The 16,187-nt window shown below is 69.2% G+C and carries 10 protein-coding genes; 9 read left to right on the top strand and 1 reads right to left on the bottom strand.

What is annotated here, in order from left to right; genetic code table 11:
* The first annotated feature begins 41 nt into the window (after positions 1-41).
* From LRH25_RS25305 to LRH25_RS25255, 9 genes are all read left to right on the top strand, one after another.
* Entirely contained in the window at positions 42-1,619 is a 1,578-nt protein-coding gene (locus tag LRH25_RS25305) for an AlkA N-terminal domain-containing protein (protein ID WP_231012784.1), read from the top strand.
* 9 nt (positions 1,620-1,628) lie between these two features.
* On the top strand, positions 1,629-2,198 hold the full coding sequence (locus tag LRH25_RS25300) for a methylated-DNA--[protein]-cysteine S-methyltransferase (RefSeq protein WP_141291202.1): 570 nt from the start codon (positions 1,629-1,631) through the stop codon (positions 2,196-2,198).
* Positions 2,195-3,091 carry a DMT family transporter gene (locus LRH25_RS25295; protein ID WP_141291200.1) on the top strand — a complete coding sequence of 299 codons (897 nt, stop codon included), beginning with the start codon at positions 2,195-2,197 and terminating at the stop codon, positions 3,089-3,091. Before LRH25_RS25300 ends, LRH25_RS25295 begins: the two co-directional genes overlap by 4 nt.
* Before the next feature lie 9 nt (positions 3,092-3,100).
* Positions 3,101-4,615: a helix-turn-helix transcriptional regulator gene (locus LRH25_RS25290; RefSeq protein WP_231012783.1), complete on the top strand. Its 1,515-nt coding sequence runs from the start codon at positions 3,101-3,103 to the stop codon at positions 4,613-4,615.
* A gap of 135 nt (positions 4,616-4,750) precedes the next feature.
* Positions 4,751-5,881 carry a hypothetical protein gene (locus LRH25_RS25285; protein WP_141291649.1) on the top strand — a complete coding sequence of 377 codons (1,131 nt, stop codon included), beginning with the start codon at positions 4,751-4,753 and terminating at the stop codon, positions 5,879-5,881.
* A gap of 90 nt (positions 5,882-5,971) precedes the next feature.
* Positions 5,972-7,495 (top strand): helix-turn-helix transcriptional regulator, encoded by a 1,524-nt coding sequence (locus LRH25_RS25280; protein WP_231012782.1) that lies wholly within the window; start codon positions 5,972-5,974, stop codon positions 7,493-7,495.
* A 312-nt stretch (positions 7,496-7,807) separates the two neighbouring features.
* Entirely contained in the window at positions 7,808-10,957 is a 3,150-nt protein-coding gene (locus LRH25_RS33205; RefSeq protein WP_310742443.1) for a S8 family serine peptidase, read from the top strand.
* A gap of 70 nt (positions 10,958-11,027) precedes the next feature.
* On the top strand, positions 11,028-14,189 hold the full coding sequence (locus tag LRH25_RS25260; RefSeq protein ID WP_141289787.1) for a S8 family serine peptidase: 3,162 nt from the start codon (positions 11,028-11,030) through the stop codon (positions 14,187-14,189).
* 69 nt (positions 14,190-14,258) lie between these two features.
* Positions 14,259-15,185 (top strand): alpha/beta hydrolase, encoded by a 927-nt coding sequence (locus LRH25_RS25255; RefSeq protein ID WP_231012781.1) that lies wholly within the window; start codon positions 14,259-14,261, stop codon positions 15,183-15,185.
* A gap of 7 nt (positions 15,186-15,192) precedes the next feature.
* On the opposite strand, the gene LRH25_RS25250 is transcribed toward LRH25_RS25255, so the two are convergent.
* Positions 15,193-15,942, bottom strand: a complete 750-nt coding sequence (locus tag LRH25_RS25250) for a sulfite exporter TauE/SafE family protein (protein ID WP_141288206.1) — start codon at positions 15,940-15,942, stop codon at positions 15,193-15,195.
* Between the last annotated feature and the right edge of the window lie 245 nt (positions 15,943-16,187).

Here is a 16,187-nt window from a genome sequence, read left to right as displayed (position 1 = left end):
AAACGGCCAGTCGGCGCCAACCAGCGGCCTATCATGCCGCCATGTCGCTGAGAAACACCCCTTCGCCTGACGCACTGGTCGCCCTGGCCGCGCCGGCCGATGCAGCGGCCGAAACCGCTGCTGCCGCGCCGGCGCTTGCGCTGTCCGACAGTGCCGCCTACCTCGCGCTGCAAACCCGCGACGCGCGCTTCGACGGCCGGCTCTTCGTCGGCGTCACGTCCACCCGCATCTACTGCAGGCCCATCTGCCGCGTGAAGCTGCCCAAGGCTGCGAACTGCCGCTTCTTCGCCAACGCCGCAGGCGCCGAACAGGCGGGTTTCCGGCCCTGCCTGCGCTGCCGGCCGGAGCTGGCGCCGGGGCTCTCGCATGCCGACTCTTCGCAGGCGCTGGCGCGTGCCGGCGCGAAGTGGATCGAACACGCCGTCGCGCAGGGCGAAGAGCTGGCGCTGCCGGACGTGGCGCGCCGCCTGGGCGTGACGGACCGCCACTTCCGCCGCATCTTCCAGGCCATGCACGGCGTGAGCCCGGTGGACTGGCTGGCCACGCGCCGGCTGCTGCTGGCCAAGCAACTGCTGACCGACACCCAGCTGCCCGTGACCGAAATTGCCGGCGCCAGCGGCTTTGGCAGCGTGCGGCGCTTCAACGCGGCCTTTGCCGAGCGCTACCGGCTGGCGCCAAGCGCGCTGCGGCGACAGTCGGCCGACGGCAGCGCCACGCTGCCCAGCGAGCCGGCCACGGTCAAGCTGGCCTGGCGCCCGCCGTATGACGTGGCCGCGATGAAGGGCTTCCTGGCTGCGCGACCACTGCCGGGCGTGGAGGCCCTGCATGAGGGCCGCTGGCATCGCACGCTCGCGTTGACCCACCGCGGCCAGCACTGCGAAGGCTGGCTGGCCCTGGCCTTCGAGCCCGAGAAGGCGCAGGTGCGGCTCACGCTGTCACCCGGCCTCGCGCCAGCGCTTGGCGCGGTGGTGGCCCGGGTGCGCCACCTGCTGGACCTGGACGCCGATCCGAGTGCGGTGGACGGCGCGCTCGCCGCAGTGCTGGCCGGCATGCCGCAGCCCTACCGGTCGGGCCTGCGCGTGCCCGGCTGCATCGACGGTTTCGAAACCACGGTGCGCATCATCCTCGGCCAGCAGGTCACCGTGGCCGCGGCCTGCACGCTGGCTGGCCGGCTGGTGCAGCGCTTCGGCCAGCCGCTGGCCACGCCGGTGCCCGGCCTCACGCATTTGTTCCCCACCGCGCAGGCGCTGGCCGAGGCCACGCCCGAAGCCATCGGCACGCTGGGCATCGTGCGCACCCGCGTGGCTGCGCTGCAGGCGCTGGCCCGCGAAGTGGCAAGCGGCGAGCTGGCGCTGCACCCGGCTGCACCGATGGCCGACACGCTGGCCAGGCTGCGTGCGCTGCCCGGCGTGGGCGACTGGACCTGCGAGCTGGTCGCGCTGCGGGTGCTGGCCTGGCCGGACGCATTTCCGGCCACCGATGCCGGCGTGGTCAAGGCGCTGCAAGGCGCGCGTGCCCCCGCCTCGCTGCTGCTGGCCGAAGCCTGGCGGCCGTGGCGTTCTTATGCGGTGCTGCAGCTCTGGCAGTCGCTCTCGCCATCCGCCCCCAATCTCTCGTAGGAGGTCGCCATGACACTCGCTCTTCATCGCCCCTGGGTCGCACAAACTGTCGTGGACACGCCGCTGGGTCCGCTGCGCCTGGCCGCCACCGAAGCCGGCCTGGCCGGCGCCTGGTTCGAAGGCCAGCGCCATCATCCCGGCGCGTTGAATGCACCGGACAACCCGTCCCAGCGCTGGCTGCGCCAGGCGACCGACGAACTGGCGCTCTACTGGCGCGACGCGCGCCGCAGTGTCTTTCAGGTGCCGCTGGACGCCGACGGCACGCCGTTCCAGCGCGAGGTCTGGCGCGCGCTGCTGGCCATTCCCACGGGCACGCTCAGCAGCTACGGCCGCATCGCCAGTGAACTGGGCCGGCCCAGCGCTTCGCGCGCGGTGGGCGCCGCGGTGGGCCGCAATCCGCTGTCCATCCTCGTGCCCTGTCACCGCGTGGTGGGCGCCGATGGGGGCCTGACCGATTACGCTGGCGGGCTGGACCGCAAGCAGGCCTTGCTGGCACGCGAAGGTGCGCTGACCGCCCTCGCGCCAACCCGCTGCAGCGAAGCCGACAGCCCGCTGCCGCTTTTTGAACACGCTGAATGAAACCTCGCCACCTCGCCGAATTGCTCCTGCTCGCCGCCATCTGGGGCGCTTCCTTCCTGTTCATCCGCATGGGCGCCGCGGCCTTCGGCCCGCTGGCGCTGGCTGGCATGCGCACCGTGGGCGCCACGCTGTGCCTGCTGCCGCTGCTGGTCTGGCGTGGCGAGCAGGGTGCGCTGCTGAAACACTGGAAGCCCATCCTGCTGGTGGGCATCACCAACTCCGCCCTGCCGTTTGTCTGCTTCGGCGTGGCCGCGCTGGCGATCAACGGCGGCCTCTCGGCCATCTTCAACGCCACCACGCCGCTGTGGGGTGCGCTGCTGGCCTGGCTGTGGCTGGGCGACAAGCCCACGCGCGCCAAGTCGCTGGGCCTGGCCATCGGTTTTGCAGGCGTCTTGTGGCTGGCCTGGGACAAGGCCAGCTTCCGCCCCGGCGACCACGGCGTGAGCCCCGCACTGGCGGTGCTGGCCTGCATGGCCGCCACGCTGCTGTACGGCTTTTCGGCCAACTTCACCCGCCGCTACCTGACGGGCGTGCCGTCGATGGCGCTGGCCGCCGGCAGCCAGATCGCCGCCAGCCTGCTGCTGGTGCCGCTGATGCTCACGCATTGGCCCGAGGTCAACCCGGGTGCACGCGAATGGCTGGCTGCCGTGCTGCTGGCGGTCGTCTGCACCGGCCTGGCCTATGTGCTGTACTTCCGGCTGATCGCCAGCATGGGCGCGTCCAATGCAATGACCGTGACCTTCCTGATCCCCGCTTTCGCGGTGCTCTGGGGCGCGCTGTTCCTCGCCGAACAGCTCACCGGCGCAATGCTGGCCGGCTGCGCGGTGATCCTGGTCGGCACCGGGCTGGTCACCGGGTTGTTGAAGCTGAAGCTGTTGTCACCAGGGAGATAGCGCAGGTCCATGCCCGCCAAAACCGCCACGCCGCACCGCGCCTCTTCCTCTCAAAACCGCCAGCGAGCGCATGCCCTGCTGGACCACCTCGCCAAGCAGCCGCCGTTCGACCAGGTCGCGCAGCGGGAAGGCGCCGCGCAGGCCCATGCGCTCGCGGTCGAGGCGGGCGATCTGGTGCTGCAGGCCGAGGCCTTGCTGGCCGGTGCCAGCTGGCCAGGCCAACTGATCGACCCGCTGGGCGCCTGGTCGGCGCTTCAAAGGGCCGAGCGCATCTTCCGGGCCAATGGCATTCCCGACCGGGCAGCCGCTTGCCAGGTGGCCATGGCGCGTGCGCTGTACGACCTGGGCCAGGAGCGCCAGGCCGACGTGGTCGTGCAGGCCGCCCTGCAGGAGCCTTCGCTGCCCGCGCCGCAGCGCGCCAGGGCCTACATGCTGCGGTTCCTGGCATTGGGCCGCATGGGGCAGATCGAAGCCGCCTACGAATGCCTGGTCGACCAGGCCGTGCCGATGGCCCGGGCCTGTGGTGACGTTTACCAGCTGGCCCGCGCCATCGGCCGGAAGGCCTGGTTGATCGCCCGGCTGATGCACAGCGCAGGCAACCCCGAGCTGCCGCTGCCGGCCTTCGCACACCTGACCAAGCTCAAGCGTGAACCGGCCACGCTGGCGCACGTGCTGAGCCTGCTCGACGAAGCCCGCGCCGCGTTGCCAGCCGGCGCACGCTGGGCCGAGATCGAGATCACGCACCACTACGCGCTGGGGCTTACGCGCCGGCCAGCGGCGGTGGCCGCAGCCGGGCAGGCGCTCTGCGCGCTGGCCGAGGAAGTCACCGCGACTGACCCGCCACTGGCCGCCTGGGCCTACCTCTGCGCGGCGATGGTGCTGCACGTGGGCGGCGACGTGGCAGGCGCGCTGGCCGTGCTGCCGCAGGCGCTGCGCGTGGCCGAGTCGGCCCGCCTCACGGTGATGGAGCGTGACGTGCTGTTCTACCAGTCGCTGTGCTTCGAAGCTGCCGGCGACCTGGGGGCTGCACTGGCCGCCTACAAGCGGCACTACGCGCTGATCATGAACCCAAGCGAATCGGCAGACCCCCACGACCAGCGCGTGCCGGCCGACCTCGAACCGCAATTGCCGAGCGACGCGGCAGCCGAGCCGCTGCACCGCCTGCGGGCGCTCGAGCCCGCCTGCCTGAAGCGCGCGCTGCGGCTGATCGAGCTGCGCGTGGCGGAGAACCTGAGCGCGAACGAAGTGGTCGCGGCCTGCGGCGTGAGCCGCCGCACGCTGGACGAGGCGTTCAAGGCGGCTCGCGGCACCACCTTGCTGGCCTACCTGAAGCGCAAGAAGCTGGAGTTCGCGGCCAACCTTCTGCTGCACACCCAGCGCCCCATTCGCGACATTGCCGCGTCCATGGGCTACCGCTCGGTCGCACTGTTTGCGAGCGAATTCCGCGACCGGATGGGCATGCTGCCCTCGCATTGGCGCAGCCTGCAGGCCGCACCGGTCGCGCCAGCCGCCGATCCCTCCTGAACGTAGCCGCCGGCACGCGATAGTTTCCAGAATTCGCGGGTAGCTTGCGGTAATGCGCTCATCCGTGGCCCCGTGAGGGCTCACGCGGCTGGCCCACGGCCCCGGGCTTGCATTTACCGTTGGACCACGGCCTGCATGTCGGCCGCCCACCCTCATCAGGTCCATCAGAGTCAATGCATGGCGGCCTCAAGTCTGACCAAGATTGTTTTTCTTTGGGCCGGTAATGAGTATTCGCCACGTCTCGGTGAAGTCCAGGAAAACCTGGGACATGCATGCCAGATCCAACCCTTCAAATCTCAGTTAAAAGGTGAAATCATCATGAATCTTCGTGTCTCGCGTCTCTTCGCCTCCATTCTTGCGGCCACAGGGCTTGCATTGTCATTTGCGTGCGCCTCTGCAACGGCCGCCAATCCGGGCGCAGCAGTAGAGCAGCCGCTCAGATTCCAGGCCTATGACAACCCGAAATTCCCCACTTTTGCCTTTGGCATGGAGAAGCACGGCACGGTGGTGGGGTATTACTACAACGCCAATTACAATGCCTTGGGTTTCCTGCGCACTGCAGACGGTGGTTATACCGATGTTGTTTATCCCAAAACACCAACCTCGACCTTCGCGCAAGCCATCAACAACGCGGGCAATGTTGCGGGCTACGGGCAAATTGCGGGTGTGAATGGCGCTTACGGCTGGTTCTACGACGCAGCGAGCAAGGCCTTCACTGCGATTGAGGTGCCACACGCCCAGGCCACAGATGTCTGGGGTTTGAACAATCAGAACGTGGTGGCGGGTGCTGCCTATTTCTATACGGATTCGACCGGGCGCGGCGTGGGCTTCACATGGACCAATGGGACGTTCAAATACTACAAAATTCCCGATGCCCAGTTCACCCAGATTTACGCAATCAATGATAACGGGGACGTGGCGGGCTCGTATATTGAGACCAGTGGTGCGAGCCATGATTTCATCTGGAAGGCGGACGGCACCGTCTCCATCCTGGATCCCGTCAACGAATTCAACAACATGGCGGGGGTCGCCGGGCTCAACAAGAATGGCGATTTTGTCGGCCCCTGCTATGACCAGGACTTCAATACCATGGGTTGCTTCTACAAGCGCAGCACTGCCAAGGTCACTTCCTTCAAGCTGGACGGTTTCTCGTCGACGATGCCGTCTGGCATGTCGCATGGGGACATCGTGGGTTATGGCATCGACGCGACCTCGGGCATAGCCCAGGCTTTCGTGATTCCCAAGTCGTCCGTGCTGGGGAAATGAGCGGCCTGCCGCGGGCGATATCGCCCGCGGCTGAATGCATGGCGCCGCGTTGCGTGTAGGCTCAGGGCTACCGCCCCCCTGCACCGGCCCATGCCCGCTCCCACAGTCCCTCAACCCCGCGCTTCCAACCACAGCCACACCACCTTCCGCCAGCGCGCCCGCGCACTGCTGGAGGACCTGGCCCGGCGGCCGCCGCTGGATCAGGTCGCACGGCGGACAGACGCCGCACAGGCACAGGCCTGGGCCGTCGACGCCGGTGACCTGGTGCTGGAGGCAGAAGCCGTGCTGGCCGGCGCGAGCTGGCCCAGTCAGCTGATCGACCCGCTGGGCGCCTGGTCAGCCCTGCAGCGGGCCGAGCGCATCTTCCGCGCCAACGGCGTGCCGGCGCAGGCTGCGGCGTGCCAGGTGGCCATGGCCCGCGCCTTGTACGACCTGGGCCAGGAACGGCAGGCCGATGTGCTGGTGCAGGCCGCGCTGCAAGCCCCCACCTTGCCCGCGCCGCAGCGCGCCAAGGCCTACCTGCTGCGCTTCCTGGCGCTGGGTCGCATGGGGCAGATCGAGGCCGCCTACGAATGCCTGGTCGACCAGGCCATGCTGATTGCCCAGGCCTGCGGCGACGGCTACCTGCTGGCCCATGCCACCAGCCTGAAGGCCTGGCTGATCGCCCGCCTGATGCACAGCGCAGGCAACCCCGAAGTGCCACTGCCCGCCTTCGCCCACCTGCCGAAACTCCGGCGCGAGCCGGCCACGCTCTCGCACGTGCTGGAACTGCTGGACCAGGCCCGAGCGGCCCTGCCCCAAGGCACGCGCTGGGCCGAGATCGAGATCACGCACCACTACGCGCTGGGACTCACGCGCAGGCCAGCGGCGGTGGCTGCGGCCGGGCAGGCACTGAGCGCGCTGGCCAGGGAAGTCACCGACACCGACCCGCCACTGGCCGCCTGGGCCTGCCTCTGCGCCGCGATGGTGCTGCACGACGGCGGCGATGTGGCCGGCGCGCTGGCCGTGCTGCCGCAGGCCCTGCGCGTGGCCGAGTCGGCCCGGCTGACGGTGGCCGTGCGCGACGTGCTGTTCTACCAGTCGCTGTGCTTCGAGGCTGCCGGTGACTTCCCCGCCGCGCTGGCCGCCTACAAGCGCCACTACGCGCTGATCATGAACGCGGCTGGCTCGGCCGAACACGCCGACCAGCGCGTGCCGGCCGATGTGGAGCCGCAACTGCCAGGCGACGCGGTGGCCGAGCCCCTGCACCGTTTGCGGGCGCTGGAGCCCACCTGCCTGAAGCGAGCGCTGCGCCTGATCGAGCTGCGGGTGGCCGAAAACCCGAGCGTGGCCGAGGTGGTCGCCGCCTGCGGTGTCAGCCGCCGCACGCTGGACGACGCCTTCAAGTCGGCTCGCGCCACCACGCTCTCGGCCTACCTGAAGCGCAAGAAGCTGGAGTTCGCTGCCAACCTGGTGCTGCACACCGACCGCCCCATCCGCGACATCGCCGCGTCCATGGGCTACCGCTCGGCCGCCCTGTTTGCGAGCGAATTCCGCGAGCAGATGGGCATGTTGCCCTCGCAATGGCGCAGCCTGCAGACCACGCCAGTCTCGCTGGCGGCCGCATCCCTTTGAAAAAGGCACCTCGATCGGCCTGACACGGTGCGCAAGCGGTGGTGGACAGGGCCTGGGAAGGCGCCGCCGCCGAGCCAGCCGCACGATAGTTTCTAAAAATCGCAGGTCGCTTGCCACCAAGCGCCCATCGACCCCGCGCGACGGGGCCCCGCCCTGATGTCGCGGCCCCGGCCTTGCATCTACCGTCGGACACCGGACTGCACCACCACCGCCACCGGCGCCAGCCACAAGCTGAGCCCCCGGTCCCGCGTGAGTGCCGCCCTCTATTGCTACCCCTTTCCGCTCTCCTCCTTCAGGTTCCCCGGAGTCCGCATGACCCACGCTTTCCACCGCCTGTGCGGCGCGCTGCTGCTGGCCGGCCTTTCGGCCGCCAGCCACGGCGCCGCCCCCGCCAAGAAGACAGCGCCACCCGCGCAGCGCTACATCGTTCAGCTGAACGCGCCACCCGCCGCCAGCTACACCGGCAACCTGCCCAGCCTGGCCGCCACCCAGGTGGGCGAAGGTCAGCACCTGGACGTGCGCGCCGCGCACGTCCAGGCCTACCGCAGCCACCTGGCCCGCGAGCAGGACCAACTGCTGGCCTCGCTCGGCTCGCGCGTGAAAGCCACGCATCGCTACAGCGTCAGCTTCAACGGCTTTGCCGCCCGCCTCACGCTGGACCAGGTGCAGCGCCTGAAGGCCACCGGCAAGGTGCGCCTGGTCGCGCCGGACACACCACGCCTGGCCGACACCGTCTCCACGCCCAGCTTCCTGGGCCTGGACGGCGCAAAGGGCGTGTGGTCGCAGCAGCGCAAGGGCCTGTCCGTGCTGGGCGAGGACGTGATCATCGCCACCATCGACACCGGCGTGCAGCCCGAGAACCCGGCCTTCTATGACCAGGTGGATGCCAATGGCGTGCCGGTTGCCAGCGGCGGCACCGTGGCCTACGGGCCTGCGCCTTCGCACTGGAAAGGCGGCTGCACCGTGGCACCGGCCTTCCCGGCCACGGCCTGCAACCACAAGCTGATCGGCGCCAGGCTGTTCAACACCGGCTGGCTGGCCAGCGGCACCGAGCCGTGGTTCGGCACCTTCTCCGATTCGCCGCGCGACGAAAACGGACACGGCTCGCACACCTTGTCGACCGCTGGCGGCAATGCGCTGGCACCGGCCTACGACACGAAGGGCGTCTACCTCGGCAGCACCAGCGGCATGGCGCCGCGGGCACGCCTGGCCTCCTACAAGGCACTGTTCACCGCGGTGGTGGCCGGCGTGCCGCAGGGCGTGGGCATGACCAGCGACATCATCGCGGCCATCGACGCAGCAGTGGCCGACGGCGTGGACGTGATCAACTTCTCGGTCACCAGCGACCCGTACAACATGCTGGACCCGGTGGAGATGGCCTTCCTCGGCGCCTCCAACGCCAACATCTTCGTGGCCGCCGCGGCGGGCAACAACGGCCCGTACAACACGGTGCAGAACCCGGGCCCATGGGTGACCACGGTGGCCGCCTCCACGCACGACCGCAACCCCTATGCGCAGCTCACGCTGGGCAATGGCGCTGCCTACAGCGGCGCCTCGTTCAACGCCACCGCCCTGCCGGCGGCCCCGCTGGTCCTGGCGCAGGACATTCCGGCCGCGGGCGTGTCGGGCAGCCAGGCCAACTGGTGCTCACCCAACAGCCTGGACAGCAGCAAGGCCGCGGGCAAGATCGTCGTTTGCGACCGGGGGGATGCCACCGCTCGCCTGGACAAGAGCGCCGAGGTCAAGCGCGCAGGTGGCAAGGGCATGGTGCTGCTCAACACCCAGGCTGCGGAGCTGGACGCCGACTGGCACACCGTGCCCACGGTGCACCTGGCCATGAGCGACCGTGACGCCGTGCGCAGCTACGCAACCAAGGCCTCGCCCAGTGCCAGCATCGGCGCGCGTTACCAGGTGCCCGGCCTGGTCGCCCCGGTGATGGCGGACTTCTCCTCGCGTGGCCCGAACCTGGCTGCGGAAGAAGTGATGAAGCCCGACCTCACCGCACCTGGCGTCAGCATCGTTGCCTCGTTCGCGTACCAGCAGAAGTCGCAGGCGGAGAACTACGCCGAGCGCGCCGGCACGCTGGTGCCGCCGCCGGTGGTGGCCTCGCTGGACGGCACCTCGATGGCCACGCCGCACGTGGCTGGCCTGGCCGCGCTGCTGCGCCAGGCCCGCCCGAGCTGGTCGCCCTCGGCCATCAAGTCCGCGCTGATGACGACGGCCACCGGCGTGAAGCTGGCCGACGGCAGCGCCGACCCGGATGTGGCCGGCTACGGCGCCGGCCATGCCAACCCCAGCGGCGCGCTGGACCCGGGCCTGGTCTACCAGGCCTTCCAGGGCGACTACGTGCGCTTCCTGTGCAACGCCGGCTGGTACGACGCCAGCAGCGCCGATTGCGCCGACGTGAAGGTCAACGGCATCCCCGACCCCAACCTGCCGGCCCTCGCCGGCTCGGTGGCAGGCGTGCGCACCATGCACCGCAAGGTGCGCAACGTGGGCAACAGCACCGCGACCTATGCGGCCACCGCCGCGGTGCCCGGCTTCGACGTGCTCGTCTCGCCCAGCAGCCTGACGCTGGCCAAGGGCGAGGTCGGCGAGTTCACGGTCAAGTTCACCCGCACTTCCGCCACCTTCGGCTCCTTGGCCACCGGCGCGCTGAGCTGGAGCGATGGCGTGCACCTGGTGCGCAGCCCGATCCAGCTCAAGGCGGTCGAGTTCCAGGCGCCCACGCTGCTGCAGAGCCCGAACCTGAGCGATGCGGTCGAGGCCGACGTGGTCTACGGCTTCAGCGGCAAGACCAGCACCCGAGTGGCCGGCCTGAAGCCAGCGGCGCAGGTCACCGGCCACGTACCCGAAGGCACCTACACCTGCAACCCGGTGGTCATTCCGGCCAACACCCTGCATGCCCGGGCCTCGCTGAACCCGGTGGACACCACAGGCAAGGGCGTGGACAGCCTGTACCTGGCCTACCTGGACGAAAACGGCTGGTTCAACACCGGCGTGGAGCACACCGAAGGCAGCGACTTGGTCACCGAGATGCACCTGCCGGCTGCGGGCAACTACAACCTCTGCGTGTTCGCCTTCACCACGGCGCTGGGCTACACCGACTACACCGCCTACCAGTGGCTGCTCGGCACCTCCGACATCGGCGGCAGCCTGCAGGTGGCGAACCTGCCCACCAGCAAGGCCAAGGCCGGCAAGGTCTACCCGGCCAGCTTCAACTGGAGCGGCCTGAACGCCAGCAAGCGCTACCTCGGCGCTGTCGACTACCTGCGGCAAGACGGCAGCCTGCTCGGCACGACCATGGTGCGGGTGGAAGCCGGCGCGGCCTCGGTGCAGCGCCGCAGTGCGCCGCAACTGCTGCAGCGCCCCGGCAACGCCTCGCAGGCCAAGGCGGCCATTGACACCTCCAGCGCGGCAAGGGCGAAGCGGCTGCAACAGCAAGCCCAGAAGGCTCGCTGATCAAGCCCGGCGGGTGCTGCCTCGGCGGGCCCGCCCCCTCACCAGATTCAACGCATCCCACGGAGTCCCCATGACCCCCATCCTCCAACGACTGTGCGCAGCCATGCTGCTGGCCGGCCTGTCCGCCGCCAGCCTTGGCGCCACGCCCGAGAAGACCCCGAAGAAGGCGGCGCCGGCCGCGCGAACCTACATCGTTCAGCTGCGCGACGCGCCAGTGGCCAGCTACACCGGCAACGTCGCCGGCCTTCAGGCCACACAGGTCGGCGAAGGCCAGTACCTGGACGTACGCACCACCGCCGTGCAGGCCTACCGGGCCCACCTGGCACGTGAGCAGGACAAGCTGCTGGCCTTGCTGGGTTCGCGCGTGAAACCCAGCCAGCGCTACAGCATCAGCTTCAACGGCTTTGCCGCACGACTCACCCTCGCCCAGGTGCAGCGCCTGAAGGCCAGCGGCAAGGTGCGCCAGGTCACGCTGGACAGCGTGCGCGTGGCCGACACCGTCTCCACCCCGGCCTTCCTCGGCCTGGACGGCGCGGCGGGCTTCTGGTCCCACCAGCGCAAGGGCGTGCAGCTGCAGGGCGAAGACATCGTCATCGCCACCATCGACTCCGGTGTGCAGCCCGAGAACCCGGCCTTCTACGACCATGTGGATGCCAACGGCGTGCCCGTCGCAACCGGTGGCACCTTGGCCTATGGCGCGCCGCCGGCGCACTGGCTGGGCGGCTGCACCGTGGCCCCGGCCTTCCCGGCCTCGGCCTGCAACCACAAGCTGGTCGGCGCCCGCGTCTTCAACACCGGCTGGCTGGCCAGCGGCAACCTGCCCTGGTTCGGCACCTATTCCGACTCGCCGCGCGACGAGAACGGCCACGGCTCGCACACGCTGTCCACCGCCGGCGGCAATGCACTGGCACCCGCTTACGACAACGCCGGCCTGTTCCTGGGCAGCACCAGCGGCGTGGCCCCGCGGGCACGCCTGGCTTCGTACAAGGCGCTGTTCACCACCTCCACCTCCGCGGGCCTGCAAGCCGTGGGCATGACCAGCGACATCGTGGCCGCGATCGAGGCGGCCGTCGCAGACGGTGCGGACGTCATCAACTTCTCCGTCAGCGGCAACCCCGGCGACATGCTGGACCCGGTGGAGCTGGCCTTCCTCGAAGCCTCCAGCGCCAACGTCTTCGTGGCCGCGGCGGCAGGCAATTCGGGCATGCCAGGCACCATTGGCCACCCCGCGCCTTGGCTGACCACAGTGGGCGCGTCCACCCACGACCGCAACCCGTATGCGCAGCTCACGCTGGGCAATGGCGCGGCCTACAGCGGCGCCTCGTTCAATGCCGCAGCGCTGCCAGCCGCACCGCTGCGGCTGGCCCAGGACATGGCCGCGGCCGGCGTCTCGTCCGACCAGGCCAACTGGTGCGCGCCCAACAGCCTGGACCCGAGTAAAGCCGCCGGCAAGCTTGTCGTCTGCGACCGCGGCGGCATCATCACGCGGCTGGACAAGAGCGCCGAGGTCAAGCGCGCTGGCGGCATCGGCATGGTGCTGCTGAATGCCGATGACGAAGAGCTGGATGCCGACTGGCACACCGTGCCCACGGTGCACCTTGCCGTCGCCGACCGCGACGCAGTGCGCGCCTATGCGGCCAACAGTGGCGCGACCGGCGGCATTGGCGCGCGCTATCAGGTGCCGGGCGTGGTCGCGCCGGTGATGGCGTATTTCTCGTCGCTGGGGCCGAACGCTGCGTCCACCAACCTCATGAAGCCGGACCTCACGGCACCCGGCGTGAGCATCATCGCGTCGGTCGCCTACACGCAGAAGACGCAGGCTGAGAACTACGCGATCCGAGACGGCAGCATGGTGCCGCCACCCGTGGCTGCGGCCTATGACGGCACCTCCATGGCCACGCCGCACGTGGCCGGCATGGCTGCGCTGCTGCGCCAGGCGCGCCCGAGCTGGTCGCCCTCGGCCATCAAGTCTGCGCTGATGACCACCACCACCGGCGTGAAGCTGGCCGATGGCAGCCCGGACACCAGCGTGGCAGGCTTCGGTGCCGGCCATGCCAACCCGAATGGCGCGGTCGATCCCGGCCTGGTCTACCCCGCCTTCCATGGCGACTACATGCGCTTCCTGTGCTCGGAAGGCTGGTACGACAGCACCGGCGCCGAGTGCAGCGGCCTGAACGTCACCAGCCTGCCAGACCCGAACCTGCCGTCCATCGCCGCGACCTTCGCCGGTTCGCGCACGGTGCACCGCAAGGTGCGCAACGTGGGCGGTGCGAGTGCCACCTACACGGCCTCGGCAGTGCTGCCTGGGTTCGACGTGATCGTCTCGCCAAGCAGCCTGAGCCTGGGCAAGGGCGAAATCGGCGAATTCACGGTCAAGATCAGCCGCAGCACGGCGCCATTCAACACGCCGGTGGCCGGCACGCTGACCTGGACCGACGGTGTTCACATCGTGCGCAGCCCCATCCAGGTGACGGCGCAGGAACTGCTGGCACCCGCCATCCTGCTGAGCCCGGAGACCTCCGGCGCCCTGGCCTTCGACGTGGTCTACGGCTTTGGCGGCGCAACCTCCACCGCCACGCTGGGCCTGACCGCCAGCGACACGATCCAGGGCCACACAGCCTATGGCGACCTGGACTGCACCGTGAGCGAGTTCACCGTGCCAGCCAACACCAGCTACGTGCGGACCTCGTACGCCGCGGCCGACATCAACCTCGACACCAGCCTGTTCTACACCTGGTACACCGACGCCAGCGGCGGCTTCTACGGCTTCACGCACTTCGAAGGCAACGACCTGGTGCTGGACATGCAGAACCCCGCACCCGGCACCTACCAGCTCTGCATGTGGCCGCTGGCCAGCGGCAGCGGCTATGCCGACTACACCGCCTACCGCTCGGTGCTGAACCCCGCGAACCCGGCGCTGGGCGACTTCAAGGTCAGCGGCCTGCCGAGCGACAAGGCCAAGGTGGGCAAGGCCTACACCGCGACCGCCAGCTGGAGCGGCCTGTCTGCGAGCCAGCACTATTTCGGTCAGGTGCAGTACCAACGCGCAGATGGCAGCCCGGCAGGCTCGACCTACATCCGCGTGGAGCCGGGCGTCACGGCCGTCAAGCCGGCCACGCTGAGGAGCCTGCCGGTGGCTGTGCGCTCACCCGCACAGTTGAAGGCGCAGCAAAAGCGCGCTGCTGCGGAGGCCAAGCAGCGGCAGAAGGCTGCCGCCAACCGCGCGCGCTGAAGAGACAGCAGGGAGGCGCAGAGCGCCTGCCCTTGCGGAACAGGACTCTGCCCCACAATGAGGGCGACCATGAGCCTGCAAGCCTCCCTGCTGAACCTGGTGCTGCGCTTCACCTTCAAGCGCCACAGCCGAGGGCCGCTGGACGCGCTGGCCATTCGGCACCGCGTGAACCGCACCACACGCGACCTCCCGCTGCCCCGCGGCGTGCGCCGCGAGCCGGTCGCCGCGGACCCGGCTCGCGGCCTCTGCGCAGCCGAGTGGCTGCTGCCACCCTCGCCTCGCGGCACGCTGCTGTATTGCCACGGTGGCGGGTATTTCTTCTGCGACCTGGTGACCCACCGCCCGACCGCGGCGCAACTGGCCAAGCGCACCGGCATGCGGGTGCTGTCGCTGGACTACCGCATGGCGCCCGAACATGCCTGCCCAGCGGCGGTGGACGACACGCTGGCCTGGTGGCGGCAACTGCTGGCTGAAGGCACCTTGCCCGATGAAACCGTGTTCGCAGGCGACTCGGCTGGGGGTGGGCTGGTGGTGGCCACCCTGCTCGCTGCGCGCCAGCAAGGCCTCGCGCTGCCGGCCGGCTCGCTGCTGTTTTCACCGTGGGCCGACCTGAGTTGCGCGGGCGACAGCATGCGGCTGAATGCACGCTCGGACACGATGTTCGCGCCCGAGGCACTGCCACAGGCCGCGGCCTTCTACCTCGCAGGCCGCTCGGCCGAGGACCCGCTGGCTTCGCCGCTGTTCGGTGACCTGCGCGGGCTGCCACCGATGATGCTGCACGCCAGCAGCAGCGAAGTCCTGCTGTCGGACAGCGAGCGGCTGCACGCCCGTGCGCTGGCCCACGGCGTGGCCAGCGAGCTGCACATCAAGCCCGGCATGCCGCATGTCTGGCCGACCTTCATCACGCTGCCCGAAGCACGCGCAAGCCTGGCGGATTCGGCGGCTTTTGCGCTGCGTGTCACCGGTCTGCAGGCGCAGTCGGCAAACGCAGCCTGACGAGACATCAGCCTCGCAGCAGCGTGCCCAGCGAGGCCAGCAGCATCGTCAGCCCTGACAGCGACAACAAGCTGAGCACGACGCGCCGGAACGCCAGCGGGCTGAGGCCCACGTAGATTCGCGAGCCCAGCAGCGTGGGGATGACCATCGCGGGGGCGATGACCGCAAACTTCGGCAGCATGTCCAGGTGCACCGCACCAGAGACCACCATGGCGACGAAAGCCGCCGCCAACGCGGCCAGGTTGAAGTTCTGCAGCACCGTGCGGCTGACTTCCTTGTCGTAGCCGCGCAGCGTGCACCACAGCGCCGGCGCAACGCCGGTGAAGCCGCCAATGCCGCCCATCACGCCGCCGAGCACGCCCACCAGGCCGTCACCCGCCCGGCCGCCCCAGCGCAACGCGGGAAGACGCGGCGCAAACAGCATGGCCGGGCAGAACACCAGCAGCAGGCTGCCCAGCACCAGCTTGAAATGGGCAGCGTTCAGGTGCGGCAGGATGAGTACGCCAATCGGCACACCGATGGCACCGCCAACCAGGAAAGGCGCAAGCAGCGGCAGGTTCAAGCCGCGGCGGGCGGTGGCGGCCGAGAGCAACTGCCCGGTGAGGCCACCGAACACCGTCATCACCGCGGCCACGTTTGGCGCAATGCCCCAGACCCAGAACGACATCGCTACCATGCCGAACGCGAAGCCGGAAATGCCCTGGACAAAACCGGCAACGGCGGCGCCCAGCGCAAGCAGGAGAATTTCAGGAGACATCGGCGGCGGACGGACTGAAGCGACGAGGCCGATTCTCGGTGCGAATGCGGCGAAAGGCGAACCAAAACGCAAAAACGCCCGCAAACCAAAAGTTTGACGGGCGTCCTGGGTACGGTCATGATGGTGCAAGAAACCTTGCAGCAACTACCATGCGCATATTCGAAAGGAGTGGCGGAGTGGACGGGACTCGAACCCGCGACCCCCGGCGTGACAGGCCGGTATTCTAACCAACTGAACTACCACTC

The organism is Ideonella azotifigens, from assembly GCF_021043325.1.
GTDB classification, from domain to species: domain Bacteria; phylum Pseudomonadota; class Gammaproteobacteria; order Burkholderiales; family Burkholderiaceae_C; genus Ideonella; species Ideonella azotifigens.
Note: the sequence above shows the minus strand (reverse complement) of the source record. Positions and strands in the feature narration are given on the sequence as shown.

Bases quoted from the DNA above. Each gene is read 5' to 3' on its own strand.
- LRH25_RS25280 (WP_231012782.1), top strand. From the start codon at position 5,972: ATGCCCGCTCCCACAGTCCCTCAACCCCGCGCTTCCAACCACAGCCAC.
- LRH25_RS25255 (WP_231012781.1), top strand. From the start codon at position 14,259: ATGAGCCTGCAAGCCTCCCTGCTGAACCTGGTGCTGCGCTTCACCTTC.
- LRH25_RS33205 (WP_310742443.1), top strand. From the start codon at position 7,808: ATGACCCACGCTTTCCACCGCCTGTGCGGCGCGCTGCTGCTGGCCGGC.
- LRH25_RS25260 (WP_141289787.1), top strand. From the start codon at position 11,028: ATGACCCCCATCCTCCAACGACTGTGCGCAGCCATGCTGCTGGCCGGC.
- LRH25_RS25250 (WP_141288206.1), bottom strand. From the start codon at position 15,942: ATGTCTCCTGAAATTCTCCTGCTTGCGCTGGGCGCCGCCGTTGCCGGT.
- LRH25_RS25285 (WP_141291649.1), top strand. From the start codon at position 4,751: ATGTCGGCCGCCCACCCTCATCAGGTCCATCAGAGTCAATGCATGGCG.
- LRH25_RS25295 (WP_141291200.1), top strand. From the start codon at position 2,195: ATGAAACCTCGCCACCTCGCCGAATTGCTCCTGCTCGCCGCCATCTGG.
- LRH25_RS25305 (WP_231012784.1), top strand. From the start codon at position 42: ATGTCGCTGAGAAACACCCCTTCGCCTGACGCACTGGTCGCCCTGGCC.
- LRH25_RS25300 (WP_141291202.1), top strand. From the start codon at position 1,629: ATGACACTCGCTCTTCATCGCCCCTGGGTCGCACAAACTGTCGTGGAC.
- LRH25_RS25290 (WP_231012783.1), top strand. From the start codon at position 3,101: ATGCCCGCCAAAACCGCCACGCCGCACCGCGCCTCTTCCTCTCAAAAC.